The organism is Virgibacillus byunsanensis, assembly GCF_042675965.1.
GTDB classification, from domain to species: domain Bacteria; phylum Bacillota; class Bacilli; order Bacillales; family Amphibacillaceae; genus Virgibacillus_R; species Virgibacillus_R byunsanensis.
Genome location: NZ_JBHTKJ010000007.1, coordinates 109265 through 123526, shown reverse-complemented (window position 1 = coordinate 123526; position 14262 = coordinate 109265). Strand labels below are relative to the sequence as shown.

The window sequence follows — 14262 nt, the reverse complement described above, 5'->3', positions numbered from 1 at the left end:
ATCAAAAGCATATAAAACATTCCTATGAAAATAGGTTAGAGAATTAATTGTGGGGGGAATAACGGTAAAAAGACAAATAGATGTTATTCATTTTGAAAGGGGGGCTATTCCTTGGTTACTGAAGTCAAAAGCTTAAACGAAGAATGTGGCGTATTTGGTGTCTGGGGTATTCCAGACGCTGCACGATTGAGCTATTTCGGATTGCACAGCTTACAACATAGAGGTCAAGAAGGTGCCGGAATAGTTGCGAGTAATAAAGGGAAATTAAAAGGACATCGTGATTTAGGACTTCTAACAGATGTGTTTAAAGACGATCGTCAATTTGATCGTTTAAAAGGTGAAGCGGCAATTGGTCATGTTCGCTACAATACTGCAGGAAGCAATGGAATTCAAAATACCCAACCTTTCCTATTCGAATTTCATGATGAAGAATTAGCTTTAGCACATAATGGAAACCTTATTAATGCAACTACGTTACGAAAACAATTAGAAGATGAAGGGGCAATTTTTCATTCGAATTCGGATACTGAAATTTTGATACATTTGATTCGTCGTAGTGAAAGAGAAACCTTAATAGAGCGCGTTAAAGAAAGTTTGAATAAGGTCAAAGGAGCTTTTGCCTATTTAATTCTAACGCCTAACGAAATGATTGGCGCTCTGGATCCAAATGGTTTTAGACCACTATCAATCGGACAAATGTCAAACGGAGCGTATGTACTAGCAAGTGAAACTTGTGCATTGGACGTCGTTGGCGCCGAGTTTATTCGTTCCGTTGAACCTGGAGAAATTGTTACTGTAAACGATGATGGTTACCAAATTGAAAAATATACCGAAGATACAATGATGTCTATTTGCTCAATGGAATACATCTACTTTGCGCGTCCAGACTCTGATATTGCTGGTGTCAACGTACATACGGCACGTAAAAATATGGGACGTACTTTAGCAGAGGAAGCACCAACAGCAGCGGATATCGTTATCGGTGTACCAAACTCTTCCTTATCAGCTGGAAGTGGTTATGCTGAAAAAAGTGGTCTTCCCTATGAAATGGGATTAGTGAAGAACCAATACATTGCTAGAACATTTATTCAGCCAACACAAGAATTACGTGAGCTAGGCGTACGTATGAAACTATCAGCCGTTAGAGGAGTTGTGAAAGGTAAAAAAGTCGTCATGGTCGATGATTCCATCGTTCGAGGCACAACCAGCAAACACATCGTTCAATTGCTACGTGACGCTGGAGCAACAGAGGTGCATGTAAGAATTTCTTCACCACCCCTGCGTTTCCCATCTTTCTATGGAATTGACATTCAAAATCGTCACGAGTTGATTGCGGCGGATCATTCCGTTGAAGAAGTCAGAGAAATCATTGGTGCCGATAGCTTGGTATTCCTAAGTGTTGCTGGAACTGTAGATTCAATCGGATTAAACTTTGACGCTCCTTATGGCGGCTTATGCATGGCGTACTTCACAGGAGATTACCCAACGCCATTATATGACTACGAAGCAGACTATCTAAAATCATTAGAAAAAGAAATAACCGTTCAAAGGCATAAAGAGTCCTAGTCAAGTTATTGAATAATATTAGTAGTACTTTGAATTATCCACAGGGAGGGGCTGTTCCCTGTATCTTTGTATCTTGGGACGGTTATCTCTATTTGTTTAGGAAGACGACAATAGTTACAACGAGTATAAGTGCAGCTAATAATGTTAAACAAAATTGAGCTGCTAAGCTTAATGTTTCATATGTCATCATTCTACCACCTCCCTTTTCAGGAGAGATGGTCAACCGCTCACCATGCTATGTAGTTACGACCTGGACGCAGTGTCTGTGAACTGTACCCTATGTCCCATTATTATTTTTTGTTTTTTTTCGAGGGGTTTTGTCCCCAGGTCCCACTACTCAATATTCAAGTGCTTCTTTAGCGTCTCCGATTGCTTTGTCCGCTCTTCCTCGGGTACAATGTAATAATAGACCCCCCTTTTCTTCCTTGCCTTTCCCGTCTATTTGGATTTGTTCTATATTTTGTCGTGTTTCTGAATAGTTTGCTCGAATTTTCTTCAACTTTGCCACCTCATCCCGTTCAGCAACCTGATCGCGCAACCCGCTCTGTACCTTCACTTGCTCTTGCTTTACCAGCATATCTATATTCCTTCTGCATTAGAAATTCCTTTAACTAGTATACTGGGGTTATGTGAAGGGAATCCTGCAAGCATGGGTGAAGAAGGAGATTTCCAGTGTTGAGGAAGTGCAAGCAGATGAAGTGGCGTTTCGCCGGACTCAGAAGTCTTCGTATAGTGCAGGGGTGAAGGAAGTAGTACCAGACTGGTTTATAGAGCAGAAGCGTAAGGACAGCCCTTCCACCACGGGTAAATCAACACTTTGTCTTTCCGGAGGGTCTGACCCCTTTTCCAAATTAAATTGCGAAATGGCTCACTTTTCACTTGCGAAATACATTCACATTACTAATAGCAAAAAGCATATATTATAAACCTTAAAATCTATTCACCTAGTTTCTGAATTGCTCCTTCTTATTTTTATTAGGTGTGTGTCACTACTTAAGTGAAAAACTATATGTGTCCCTAACAAAACATTTCTTGAAAATATGTAACAACTTCATTACGCTTTTTGTTTTTTAATTTGCTGTATATATGGCTAACATGGACCTTCACCGTATTTTTATTTATTTGAAGTCTATCGGCAATATCGCCATTTTTAAGACCTTGCTTCATAAAATAAGCGACATCAGTTTCACGTCTTGTTAGAAAAATGCTGTTTTTAAAGAGTTTTTGAACAAACAGATCTTTGTTTGTCATCTGTAACTCTATGATTCTTGACATCAAGGAATGAGTGATTTCATACGGCAATATAAATTGATTATTCATTATGGATCGAATCACACCTGGTAGAGATTGTTCAAAGCTGTTCTTTTTTAAAATAAAACTATCAACCCCGGCTTCTATGAATTTTAGTAAATCCATTTCCTCCATTGAACTGGCAAAAACAACTACCTTTATGTTAGGGTTTACTCTTTTTAACTGATTAAATTCATCTAACAATTCGGCCTTATGTATACCATCAATATCAAAAATTAAGAGGTTGGGATCTGTTACCATAATGATTTTCGCTAAATTGTTCGTATACGAAAACTCCCCTAAACATTTCATATCTGATTGATTATCAATCATAGCTCGCCATGTCATTTTATTATTACCTATCATACAAATTTCCACCATATACAAAACCTGCCTGTATTAAATTTTTATGCGAAGTATGTGAATTTCGTCGAACTTTTCGCAGATATTCAATCTAATACTACTAAAGTGCTAGTCATGAATTTTAGTGACTTTTGGAAACTAAAGTCATTTTTATGATTAAGTTATTTTGTTATTTCAATAATTTTTGAAAGTAATTTTCTGCTTCTTTTCGATTCCCTAATTCTAGCTTATGGTATAGCTCGCTTATATAATTTTTCACAGTTCCCTCACCTAGAAAAAGCTTTTGTGCAATACTTTTATTCGTATTCCCTTCCATAATCAGATAAGCGATGTCTAATTCTCTATTTGTAAATGAAAAACCTTTATTTTCTATACGTTTTGCTAAAATCTGCTTCTCACTCATCGTCAATTCTCTTATTTTATAAGCAAGGATTTTAGCAACTTCACCTGAGAATACAATCTGCCCCCGTTGTGCATCGCGAATCGACCGAATCAAATTATCTGAGTAAAGACCTTTTAACAAAAATCCATCTGCTCCGACACTAATACCCCGAATCACGTTGTCCTCATCGGCTTCTGTTGTTAACATAACAATTTTTATATTGGGATATTTTTCTTTTAGATATGATGTTGTTTTTATACCATCTAAGTTAGGCATATGAATATCCATGAGAATAACATCTGGTACTTTTCTTTCAACTAGCTCGATAGCCGTTTCCCCATTTTCTGCCATCCCGATCACTTGTATATCATCAGTTTTGTTAATTAACGCTTCGACGCCTTCACGAAACAATCGTTGATCTTCTACTAGCATTACGTTTATCATATTCCCATCCCCTTCCTAGATTGATGGTTTAGTAAATACACCTCGTCTTTATAGAGTTCCCTAATCCACCCCAAAATAATTAAGATGTAAAAAAATTACACCATCAACACGAATAGGAGTACCTAGGTGTGCAAGCCTTTTTAAATCTATTAGGTAAAATTGTAGAATCTTCAGTTATTTTTTGTCATACGTACAGATTATAGATTAATAGAATAGTAAAACACAGGCATCACACTAATGAATCCTATCTTCTTAGGCTGTGTTACCTACAGCATGATCGATTTCCTCCATTGAAGTGTTTAGGAGTCGTAAACCAATTCTCATAAATATCATACAATATAGGCTATGCAATAAAATGTACAACCTTCTCAAGCAACATTCGTATAATCTTCAAGTGCATGCTAGTTGTATTATGTACTCTAGAGAAATATGAATAATATATCTATCAAGAAGTAGCATCCCTATGTGATAATAGATAATTTTTTCGAATAATGTTACTATTTTCACTCTATCAGAATTCGACAAGTTATTACAAGCAGAAACTTTGATTCCCGAAATAATATTTTTCTTACTATCACATTCATGGTAAGTATACTATATCTAAGATCAGTTGGATGTTAGTTTTGTCACATTAGCTATAGACTATAAATTCACTAAATTTTATTACAAATATATTAAATATGTTATATCAATCTATTATAGTTCGACATAAATAGTTATAATTATACTACTTTCCGTTTACTTCACGGATAGAATACAGGGGATTATGAAGGGAGACTTATCTAATTGAACAACAAGAAAATAGTCATGTCAGTGACAGCCAGCACAGTAATTGCCTCAGCATTTTTTGCAGCAGACGCAGAAGCAGCATCTTATCAGGTAAAGAGTGGGGATTCACTATGGTTAATAGCACAAAAGCATAATACTAGCGTTTCGCAATTAAAATCATGGAACAGCCTAACTAGTGATATTATCTTCCCAAACCAAGTCTTAGAAACAGATAAACAACAAACAACCAAATCTACTACACAATCTAACAATCAAACTACTAACAACACTACATATACCGTAAAGCGTGGTGACACATTAAGCGCCATCGCCTCCAACTATAAAGTATCTCTATCAGATTTAATGAAATGGAATAAGTTAGACTCTACACTGATTTTTCCAGGGAATGAGTTTATCGTATCGAAGTCAGCTGGACCTGGAAGTTCTAGTTCTGGGAGTTCATCGAATACAGATTCAAACGATCAGCAAGTAGGCTCATCAAGTGTATATACCGTTAAATCAGGTGACACCCTATCAGCGATCGCATCTCGTAAAAGTGTTTCAGTCGCTAACCTGAAGAAGTGGAATAACTTGAGCTCAGACCTGATATTAATCGGACAGAAGTTAAACATTGGCGGGACTGCTGGATCAGATTCTAGTTCTAGTTCAGATAGCACAAGCGAAAAGCCATCAGCTGACGTCGACTATAATGTTTCGAAGTTAATCAACGTTGCCAAAAGCGTGAACGGTACAGTCTACGCATGGGGCGGCACAACACCAAACGGATTCGACTGCAGTGGCTTTATCTTTTACACGTACAAACAAGCAGGTAAGGACATTAAACGTCTAAGCAGCACAGGCTACTACGACCGTTCACACTATGTAAACAAACCACAAGTAGGCGACCTCGTATTCTTCGAGAACACCTACAAAGCAGGAATCTCCCACATGGGAATCTATCTAGGAAATAACGAGTTTATCCACTCCAGCTCAAGTGGCGTGCAGATTACTAGTTTAAGTAACTCATATTGGAAGAAGCATTTTGATGGGTTTAAGCGATTTTACTAGTGGATCATGAGGAGGAACTCCAGCGGGGGCTGGAGTTCTTTTGTTTGTGTTATGGATTTCTGAATTTATGAGTTGTGCGAGTTTTGTGCTTGGGGTGGGGTGGAGTGGGTGCGCTACTTTTTATTGATGTTGAGTGAATTTATTGCTGAGGCGCGCTACTTTTTACTGGTGCGGAGTGACTTCCTTGCCGAGGCGCGCTACTTCCCGCTGGCGCTGAGCGATTTTCTTGATGGAGCGCGCCACTTTCGACTGACCCTGAGCGACTTCCTTGCCGTGGCGTGCTACTTTTGGCACTGTCTGTTTATCATTATTAGATGAATGATTTTCTGCGAAGGCAGAAAATCTACCTTCTAGACATTCAAAGCACAATGCTCCATAATTTTTTCACTTTAATTCTCTCTGGCATTTCTTTGCTAATTGGTTGACCAGTTAGAAGCGCTTCACTGTTTTCCATGAGTTGGCATGCTATCTCATGACCGGAATGCTTTTCAATCTCTCTATAAGCTTCACGCAGGAAAAGTCCACCTTTTTTTAGAGTATGTGCACCAGACGCTACAAAATGAATAAGATTAGCATCTAACAACTGATAAGATAACTTTCGTACCTGCATGCCCAACAAGTCTAGATACGGTCACCTAAGTTAAAGCACCATTTTTCACCATAAGATATAGTTTATTCGGATTCTCCATTATCTCTTGATTCCGCTCCGGATGCACGATAATCGGCTTGTATCCTTGAATTTGAATATCAAATAGTAGCTGTATCGCATATTGTGGCACATGACTGGTTGGTAATTCGATAAAAACATACCCACTATCTATGTTTAAAGGAAGTACACTCCCATCTGTTAACCCTTCCAGAAAACCTCCGTATATACGAGTTTCCTGCCCCGGTAATATTTCAATTGGAATACCCTCCTCTTGTAACTTAACATTAAGATATCCCACCAACCCTAAGATGTTCGAACCCTTATCTATATACACACCATTATTATGATGCGGCGTCGCAATAATTTTATGAATCCCCTTTTCTGCAGCAGTTCGTTCTATCGCTAAGCTCTCCGTTAGCGTCTGAGAACCGTCATCCACAACACCCCTATATTAGGTAGACTAATAACATGTCTATATAAATGGTATGAAATAAGGTTACAGAGTATGTACTAGTATTTCAATCCAGGGAATAGAGAAACGTTAATATTATCCAATTTTATTGGGGATGTTAGTGCATGGGTCTGGTAAACCCAAATATTGAATCAGAACCACTTGATTCGGATATATAAAAACACCATTAGCTACATAGCACTAATCAACCCAGAATAAATACATTACACATTTTGGAAATAAAGTGATACAATAGTCACTATTCGACAAAAAGATTACCTAAAAACTAGATAAATATTAACTATACATCTCATGAATGCATTCCAGCTAAGAATCACAGTATTTGTCTAAACGAAACATTACATATTATTAAATAGGGGAGAGGGACAAATGTTAGAAGCTCTAGTTGGAATTTTGCTCGTATTAGGTTTTTTAAGTTTTATCTGGTTATATCTTAAGGGTGTTCTATTAATAATTTGGAGTTTTGTATCTGATATACTCGCAATTATTTTATGGTGTTTAGTTAGCATACTCTGGATTATAAAACTACCATTTAAGTTTTTAGGATGGTTTTTCAGATTATTTAGACGTAAAGCAAAGGAGAAGAGCATTGAAAGCAGTGCACCTCTTAAGACCGAGAATGTGAAGAAAAAGAGGAAACAAAAAAGATCTAAAAAGAAAACTAGTAAAGAAAATGAGAATGAGTTGAGAGGCTTTATACGATAAGAGCAACATATATATATTTGATTTTCGCTTACTAAATCAATTAATTTAGTAAGCTTTTTTACTTTAGTGCACACCACCCCATCACTAGAAAAACAGAAAAGATGCCTATATCAAAAAGATAGACATCTTCCACAGCTTCTAGTCATACTTAGTAGCCACATTTGTGGAATTGCGTATAATTATAAGTGCGATCCCACCTTCCTCTCTGCCGAATTCGTTTTTCTTAGATGCCGAGCGACTTTCTTACTGGGGTGCGCCTCTTTCCCCGGATGCCGAGTGACTTTTTAGCCGGGGTGCGCTACTTCCCCCAGATACCGAGTGACTTTTAAGCCGGTGCGCGCCACTTTCCCCCGATGGCGAGTGACTTTTAAGCCGGTGCGCGCTACTTTCCCCCGATGGCGAGTGACTTTTGAGCCGGGGTGCGCCTCTTTCCTCAGATGCCGAGTGACTTTCTTGCTCAGGTGCGCTACTTTCCCCTGATGCCGAGTGACTTTCATACTGGGGTGCGCCACTTTCCCCTGATGCCGAGTGACTTTCATACTGGGGTGCGCCACTTTCCCCAGATGCCGAGTGACTTTCATACTGGGGTGCGCCACTTTCCCCAGATGCCGAGTGACTTTTAAGCCGGTGCGCGCTACTTTCCAGGGTACTGCATGTTTATCATTAAATAGATCAATGATTTTCTGCGGAGGCAGAAAATCTACCTTCTTTTATCTTTTATCCATCTGTTGTGTTTCTTATCATAATAGAGGCCGCTTGATTGAAGTAGTCTGGTTGCTATGTAGCGGGATGTAATGTGTGTGAATTTCATGAATTCTTTATTTGTGATCCATGGCCTAACTAATAGCAGGTAGTCTTCAATTGCATATAGGTGAGCATTCTTTGATTGATGGTTACATCGCTTACATTCCCATCTTCCATAAATACGTTCCATCCCAAGTGTTCCACACGCTGGGCATGATACACCTGTTAAGATGTCATGCGAACTCACACCATACTCACCTAACACGTCAAAATCAAATTCTACACTTTTTCTTAATAGCGCTTGCCCGATCTGCTGGTGAGGTATTCTATTATTGCCTTGCAGCTTAATTTTCTCCTCTATTGCCATTAGCTTTTGTGGCATACTCTCGGCATGCATAACAAGGTCAGTAATCTTTTCAGGATCGCCTATTACTTTTATGATGGTGCTTGGATCGCTGAAGACAACAAAGTAGTATATGGGTATGTTGTGATAGCCGTTATGAACAAGGTGGTTATGAAGGTTGAATTTCTGGTTTTCTGCTTGTGTAATGGGGTAGCGGTAGCCGATTTCCTTCGAACCGTCTGAGCGGATAAGTTGATTGAAGTTGGTATCAAATGTGACCGTACCAGTGTAGTTTTTAACTTCCAGGAAAAATAAAGCATGAGGTGTGGTGATGGTGGTGTCTATCTGACAGGTGGTGAACTCGTTTACTTTCCAGCATAAGTCTTCGAGTACTGTGTATGTTGGAGCGAAGTAATTATTTACATATCGATCTACTTGTAATTCGCCGAGATATCCTTTCTTTCGATTCTCTTCCTCCTTTTTCAGATCATTCCTACGTTTGAAATGCGGTGAGATCCTGCGATTAGCTGCTTTAATCTTTGCTAGAGTGATTGGTTTTGGCCGTTTTCGAATGTTCATGATAAGCTCCTTTTTTATTTAGTTTTAAGAATTATAGCATATTACTATTAAACTATCTATCTTAAATAAAGTTAAAGTAGCGCCACTTTCCATGATTGTCGCGCAGGGCGTTCACAAAGTCGCTCACCATTGTCATTTTGTCGCTCGCAATACTCTAAAACTCGCGCACCTTACTAGATTTCTCACTCGGTAGACGATCAAAGTCGCGCGCAATTGCCAAAAACTCGCGCGCCACCTCAACAATCAATAAGGTGGAACTCCAGCGAGCTGGAGTTCTTTCGCCTAATTCGAGAAGGATGATTTTCTGCTAACGCAGAAAATCCATTATTAAAAAAACAAAAGATGCCTATCATCAAACCTGATAGACACCTCCCCACAACTACTAATCATACTTAATAGCCACATTCTTCACCTGCGTATAATTATACAAAGCGATCCAGCCTTTCTCTCTGCCGAATCCACTTTTCTTATATCCGCCAAACGGCATTTGGACGCCACCGCCTGCTCCGTAGTTGTTGACGAATATTTGGCCGGAGTCGATTCGGCTTGCGAGTTTGTGTGCTCGGCTTATGTCTTGGGTCCATATTCCGGTGACGAGACCATATTCTGTACTGTTCGCGAGACTAATAGCGTCCCCGTCGTCTTTGAACGTGAATACGGATAGGACTGGGCCGAAGATTTCTTCTTGGGCGATTTTACTATCGGTCGATACGTTATCGATGATCGTTGGCTCCAAGTAACATCCGTTTTCTGCGTTTTCAATCGACACTTGGTTTCCGCCAGTCACGATTGTTCCTTCTTCTTTCGCTAGTTCGATAAACTTCATAATCTGATTAAACTGTTTTTCGTTTAAGATGGGGCCGAGATCTTTATCCTCTAGTGCTGGGCCAACGGTTAATGCTTTAAAACGATCGACTACTTTTTCCAGGAACGCATCCTTAAATGACTCTTCAACAAGTAACCTCGATCCGGCAGAACAGGTTTGACCGGCATTCTGAATGATTGCTTTGACAACACCTTCAACTGCTTTTTCGACATTACAATCGGCAAAGACGATATTAGGTGATTTCCCACCAAGCTCCAGTGTTACAGGAACGACATTTTTGGTTGCTGCGTTGGCAACGGCTGTTCCTGTTTGTACGGATCCGGTGAAGGTAACATGGTTGATTTCCGGATGTGAGGACAGGGCTGCGCCTGCTTCATATCCATATCCGGTCACATGATTAAACACGCCATCCGGTATGTCCAGCTCGTCAAAGAATTCTGCAATTCGTGTTGCTGTCTTCGGTGTGTCTTCTGCACTTTTAACGACTACGGTATTACCCGTTGCAATGGCTGCTGCTACACTTCTGGACAGGATTTGGATTGGATAATTCCAGGGAACAATATGAGCTGTTACCCCTACTGGTTCACGGACCACGTAATCAATCAGCCCGTCCTCAATCGGAATTGTGTCTCCCATTACTTTATCTGCTCCACCAGCATAGAATTCAAAGTATCTTACTGCTGCATCGATGTCTGCATAGCCTTGTGCTAAGGGCTTTCCGACGTCCATTGTTTCTAGTCTTGCTAACTCATCTCGATTATCCATAATTTTTTGAGCGATTCTATTTAATAACCGTCCCCGTTCGAAGGCTTTAACACTACGCCATTCCTCGCTTTGAAAAGCTACTTTTGCTGCTTGGACAGCAGCATTAACATCTTCAGCTTGTCCCCGGGGAATCGTTGCGATCACCTCACCGTTGGACGGATTTTTGACATCAATTCGGTCGTTGTTCGAACTTTCCACCCATTTCCCATTCACATACATCTTCATATTTTTCATTAACTTACCTCCTAACCACGTTATACGCTTCTGCCACCGTCTACATGCATGACGGTTCCTGTTATCATTTTAGCTTCATTAGATAGTAGGAATTTGACAGAATTGGCGATATCAATCGGCGTTAGTAACTCGCCTAATGGTACACTCTGTTTAAATACACTATCCTTAACTTCATCAATATTGGCGCCTTCTTTTGCAAATTGCTCCAGCATACTCGTATCACAAGGACCTGGGTGTAATATATTAACGTTTATTTTATCTGGTGCTAACTCCAGCGCTAAGGCTTTTGAGAATGATTCAATTGCGCCTTTGGAGGCAACGTATGACTGTAAACCAGGTCTTGGTCTGGTCGTTGAAACCGATCCGATATTAACAATTGATCCTGCCTTGTTTTCTTTCATATATCGGACCGCTTCCCGGCACGTTAAAAAGGCCATCGTCATGTTTAAATTCATGATTTTGTGCCACGCTTTTAAGCTAACTTCTTCAATCGGTGTTGCGCGCTGGGCAATACCCGCTGCATTGACAAGCCCATTTATCCCGCCAAATGTGGTATTCGCTTGATCAAACATGTCTTTTACAACCGCTTCATCCAGTAAATCACCTTGTAATGCGAGAAAATTACCTTCTGTTTGAAATTCCGAGAGACCTTCAACATTTATGTCACAGCCGACAACATTTGCTTTATCTGCTAATAATAATCGGACGATTTCTTTGCCCATGCCGCCACCAGCACCTGCTACTACAATTGTTTTATTTTCTACTGACATGTTAACACTCCATTACGTATAAAGTATCTTGACTAATTTATCACCGACTTGTTCGGTTGTTGCAGTGCCACCTAAATCGGTAGTGAGCGTTGATTTTTCAACTAATAATTCCTCAATTGAAGAGAGAATTTTATCATGGATATCTTTTCTGCCTAAATGATTAAACAGAAGTGCCAGTGACCAGATTTGTGCAATTGGATTTGCGATTCCTTGTCCAGCTATGTCTGGTGCTGACCCGTGAACTGGTTCAAACATGGATGGAAATTCTTTTGCTGGATTAATATTAGCTGATGGGGCAATCCCGAGTCCGCCAACAATCGCAGAACCTAAGTCTGATAGAATATCACCAAATAAGTTGGACGCGAGTACTACTTCAAAGTCTTCTGGTCGTTGCACAAAATAGGCAGCCAGTGCGTCAACATAATATTTTTCATACTCGATATCTTTGTTTTGTTCCATTACATTTTCCACTGTTTTATCCCAGAACCGCATCGTATGGATGATCGCATTCGATTTAGTCGCATTCGTTATTTTTTTTAAGTTATTATCCCTTGCATACCTGCAGGCAAATTCGGTGATTTGCTCAATACCTTGCTTAGTCATAACCGTATTTTGAATGGCCATTTCTCGATTTTCGCCCTCAAACAGGGATCCGCCAACATTTGAATATTCACCTTCTGCATTTTCTCTTAAAATGACAAAATCGATCGGCTTATCTCCTCTAAGCTTGCTTTCAATCCCGTTTAATAGTTTAGCAGGACGAAAATTCACATACTGTTGAAATGACTTTCTAATTGGCATGATTAATTCCCAGACGGACACATGGTCAGGTACCCGGGCGTCACCAATCGCACCAAATAAAATAGCGTCATAGCCTTTTAATTGTTCCAAACCGTCTTCTGGCATCATGCGATTATGCTCTAAATAGTATTCTGAACTCCAGTCAAATTGATCATAGACAATGTCAATCGACTCATGAGCTGTTATCGCATCCAGCATTTTAACTGCTTGTGTCATCACTTCTTTTCCAATTCCGTCTCCAGGGATAATGGCAATTTTGTACGTCATGTTACTTACCATCTCCGTTTAGAAAATCAAGTGCTGCTTTGCGATATATTTGGGTTGTGGTTCCGAGTTCATCAATCGCTACATATTCATTTATTTGGTGTGGAATATCCCTATCCCCAGCACCGATTGTCACGATTGGTACACCGTGGACATGTAAGAATGTGCCATCTGTCGCACCTGGTACGCCATTATACCTTGGTTCTTCATTTAATACATCTTTTACAGCGTTATAAACGGACTGGACAACAGGTTGATTTTTATCGGTTTCTGTCGCTGGACGGTCTTCGATAATTTCATATTCCACTTTGAAATCTTTATCATCCGCTTTTAAGTCAGTAAAGATTTGTTCGATTTTTTTGATTAAATCCTGATGATCTTGATCGGGAACGGTTCTGATATCCAATGTCGTCATACAACGTTCTGGAATCACATTAATTTGGGCATCCCCTTTAACTGGTGCTTGTAAAATGGTTGGTGTAATGCTTGGCCATTTTAAATATTTATGCTCTCCGTGTGTTGCCTGTTCTTCTTGTTCCAACTGCTGAAGTGCTGTGATAATCTTAGCCATGCGCCAGTTCGGGTTCACACCACTCCAGGAAATAGCACCGTGCGCCATTTTCCCAACAACGGTAATTTTAATACGTAATGCTCCGCGTTGTGCGACACAGATTTGATTTTCTTCTGGTTCACAAATAATCGCCCCGTCGACATCATCTGCCCATCCTTGATTGATAAAGTGTTTAATCCCAAGCATCATGCTTTCTTCATCAACGGGGATACACAGAATGATTTTTCCAGTAAAGGATTCCTTATCTTCTACAAGCGATTGGGCAGCGGTAATCATGCAGGCAAGATTTCCTTTTGTGTCATTTGTGCCACGGCCATACATTCTTCCTTCGATGATTTCAGCACCAAACGGATCATGTTTCCAACTGGACGGATCCCCTTCTGTTACCACATCTGTGTGCCCTTCAAATAATAACGTTTTACCTGGCTTTCCAGAATCGATTACACCAATCACGTTCGGACGTCCTGGTGCCACTTCTTCCATGTGCACTTCAATGCCAATTTTACGTAAATAATTCGCAACAAAATTAGCAACCTTTTCTTCGTTTGCTTCTGGGTCTTCCGGGCGAAATACACTTTTGATTCGAACGAGTTGTTGTGTAAGAGAGACTACACGTTCGTAGTCTCTCTTGATTTGATCTTCTTTGGTTACATTCATG

General features: G+C 39.8%; 15 protein-coding genes. 5 read left to right on the top strand and 10 right to left on the bottom strand.

Annotated elements, in window-relative coordinates; all coding sequences use genetic code 11:
* Positions 1-111 precede the first annotated feature (111 nt).
* Complete coding sequence (gene purF / locus ACFQ3N_RS02270) at positions 112-1566, top strand: amidophosphoribosyltransferase (protein WP_390359149.1); 1455 nt, start codon at positions 112-114, stop codon at positions 1564-1566.
* Between the two features lie 337 nt (positions 1567-1903).
* On the opposite strand, the gene ACFQ3N_RS02265 is transcribed toward purF, so the two are convergent.
* On the bottom strand, positions 1904-2143 hold the full coding sequence (locus tag ACFQ3N_RS02265; RefSeq protein WP_390359147.1) for a hypothetical protein: 240 nt from the start codon (positions 2141-2143) through the stop codon (positions 1904-1906).
* A 76-nt stretch (positions 2144-2219) separates the two neighbouring features.
* Here ACFQ3N_RS02265 and ACFQ3N_RS02260 point away from each other — a divergent pair, with 76 nt between their 5' ends.
* Positions 2220-2492: a hypothetical protein gene (locus ACFQ3N_RS02260; protein ID WP_390359145.1), complete on the top strand. Its 273-nt coding sequence runs from the start codon at positions 2220-2222 to the stop codon at positions 2490-2492.
* A gap of 91 nt (positions 2493-2583) precedes the next feature.
* Here ACFQ3N_RS02260 and ACFQ3N_RS02255 read toward each other — a convergent pair whose 3' ends face one another.
* Both ACFQ3N_RS02255 and ACFQ3N_RS02250 read right to left on the bottom strand, forming a co-directional pair.
* Positions 2584-3222, bottom strand: coding sequence for a response regulator transcription factor (locus tag ACFQ3N_RS02255; RefSeq protein ID WP_390359144.1), 639 nt, complete (start codon positions 3220-3222; stop codon positions 2584-2586).
* Positions 3223-3388: 166 nt separating this feature from the next.
* The gene (locus tag ACFQ3N_RS02250; protein WP_390359142.1) at positions 3389-4045 is read right to left on the bottom strand and encodes a response regulator; all 657 of its coding nucleotides are present in this window, start codon (positions 4043-4045) and stop codon (positions 3389-3391) included.
* A gap of 786 nt (positions 4046-4831) precedes the next feature.
* Between ACFQ3N_RS02250 and ACFQ3N_RS02245 the strand changes: the two genes are divergently transcribed.
* A complete protein-coding gene (locus tag ACFQ3N_RS02245; protein WP_390359140.1) occupies positions 4832-5881 on the top strand; it encodes a C40 family peptidase in 1050 nt (349 codons plus the stop codon).
* Positions 5882-6010: 129 nt separating this feature from the next.
* Positions 6011-6199 carry a hypothetical protein gene (locus tag ACFQ3N_RS02240; RefSeq protein WP_390359139.1) on the top strand — a complete coding sequence of 63 codons (189 nt, stop codon included), beginning with the start codon at positions 6011-6013 and terminating at the stop codon, positions 6197-6199.
* 40 nt (positions 6200-6239) lie between these two features.
* On the opposite strand, the gene ACFQ3N_RS02235 is transcribed toward ACFQ3N_RS02240, so the two are convergent.
* Both ACFQ3N_RS02235 and ACFQ3N_RS02230 read right to left on the bottom strand, forming a co-directional pair.
* Positions 6240-6491, bottom strand: coding sequence for a hypothetical protein (locus tag ACFQ3N_RS02235; protein WP_390359137.1), 252 nt, complete (start codon positions 6489-6491; stop codon positions 6240-6242).
* A 25-nt stretch (positions 6492-6516) separates the two neighbouring features.
* Entirely contained in the window at positions 6517-6969 is a 453-nt protein-coding gene (locus ACFQ3N_RS02230; RefSeq protein ID WP_390359135.1) for a tyrosine-protein phosphatase, read from the bottom strand.
* A 402-nt stretch (positions 6970-7371) separates the two neighbouring features.
* Between ACFQ3N_RS02230 and ACFQ3N_RS02225 the strand changes: the two genes are divergently transcribed.
* Positions 7372-7707, top strand: a complete 336-nt coding sequence (locus ACFQ3N_RS02225) for a hypothetical protein (protein ID WP_390359133.1) — start codon at positions 7372-7374, stop codon at positions 7705-7707.
* A gap of 700 nt (positions 7708-8407) precedes the next feature.
* Here the strand turns inward: ACFQ3N_RS02225 and ACFQ3N_RS02220 are convergent.
* The 5 genes from ACFQ3N_RS02220 to ACFQ3N_RS02200 form a co-directional block, all read right to left on the bottom strand.
* Positions 8408-9373 (bottom strand): NERD domain-containing protein, encoded by a 966-nt coding sequence (locus tag ACFQ3N_RS02220; protein ID WP_390359132.1) that lies wholly within the window; start codon positions 9371-9373, stop codon positions 8408-8410.
* Positions 9374-9755: 382 nt separating this feature from the next.
* Positions 9756-11198, bottom strand: a complete 1443-nt coding sequence (locus ACFQ3N_RS02215; RefSeq protein WP_390359130.1) for an aldehyde dehydrogenase family protein — start codon at positions 11196-11198, stop codon at positions 9756-9758.
* A 20-nt stretch (positions 11199-11218) separates the two neighbouring features.
* Entirely contained in the window at positions 11219-11968 is a 750-nt protein-coding gene (locus ACFQ3N_RS02210) for an SDR family NAD(P)-dependent oxidoreductase (RefSeq protein ID WP_390359128.1), read from the bottom strand.
* Positions 11969-11980: 12 nt separating this feature from the next.
* Complete coding sequence (locus tag ACFQ3N_RS02205) at positions 11981-13036, bottom strand: tartrate dehydrogenase (RefSeq protein ID WP_390359126.1); 1056 nt, start codon at positions 13034-13036, stop codon at positions 11981-11983.
* A 1-nt stretch (position 13037) separates the two neighbouring features.
* A complete protein-coding gene (locus tag ACFQ3N_RS02200) occupies positions 13038-14261 on the bottom strand; it encodes a M20 family metallopeptidase (protein WP_390359124.1) in 1224 nt (407 codons plus the stop codon).
* Position 14262: the final 1 nt, after the last annotated feature.

Bases quoted from the DNA above. Each gene is read 5' to 3' on its own strand.
- ACFQ3N_RS02265 (WP_390359147.1), bottom strand. From the start codon at position 2,143: ATGCTGGTAAAGCAAGAGCAAGTGAAGGTACAGAGCGGGTTGCGCGAT.
- ACFQ3N_RS02255 (WP_390359144.1), bottom strand. From the start codon at position 3,222: ATGATAGGTAATAATAAAATGACATGGCGAGCTATGATTGATAATCAA.
- ACFQ3N_RS02250 (WP_390359142.1), bottom strand. From the start codon at position 4,045: ATGATAAACGTAATGCTAGTAGAAGATCAACGATTGTTTCGTGAAGGC.
- ACFQ3N_RS02235 (WP_390359137.1), bottom strand. From the start codon at position 6,491: ATGCAGGTACGAAAGTTATCTTATCAGTTGTTAGATGCTAATCTTATT.
- ACFQ3N_RS02225 (WP_390359133.1), top strand. From the start codon at position 7,372: ATGTTAGAAGCTCTAGTTGGAATTTTGCTCGTATTAGGTTTTTTAAGT.
- ACFQ3N_RS02220 (WP_390359132.1), bottom strand. From the start codon at position 9,373: ATGAACATTCGAAAACGGCCAAAACCAATCACTCTAGCAAAGATTAAA.
- ACFQ3N_RS02215 (WP_390359130.1), bottom strand. From the start codon at position 11,198: ATGAAAAATATGAAGATGTATGTGAATGGGAAATGGGTGGAAAGTTCG.
- ACFQ3N_RS02210 (WP_390359128.1), bottom strand. From the start codon at position 11,968: ATGTCAGTAGAAAATAAAACAATTGTAGTAGCAGGTGCTGGTGGCGGC.
- ACFQ3N_RS02205 (WP_390359126.1), bottom strand. From the start codon at position 13,036: ATGACGTACAAAATTGCCATTATCCCTGGAGACGGAATTGGAAAAGAA.
- ACFQ3N_RS02200 (WP_390359124.1), bottom strand. From the start codon at position 14,261: ATGAATGTAACCAAAGAAGATCAAATCAAGAGAGACTACGAACGTGTA.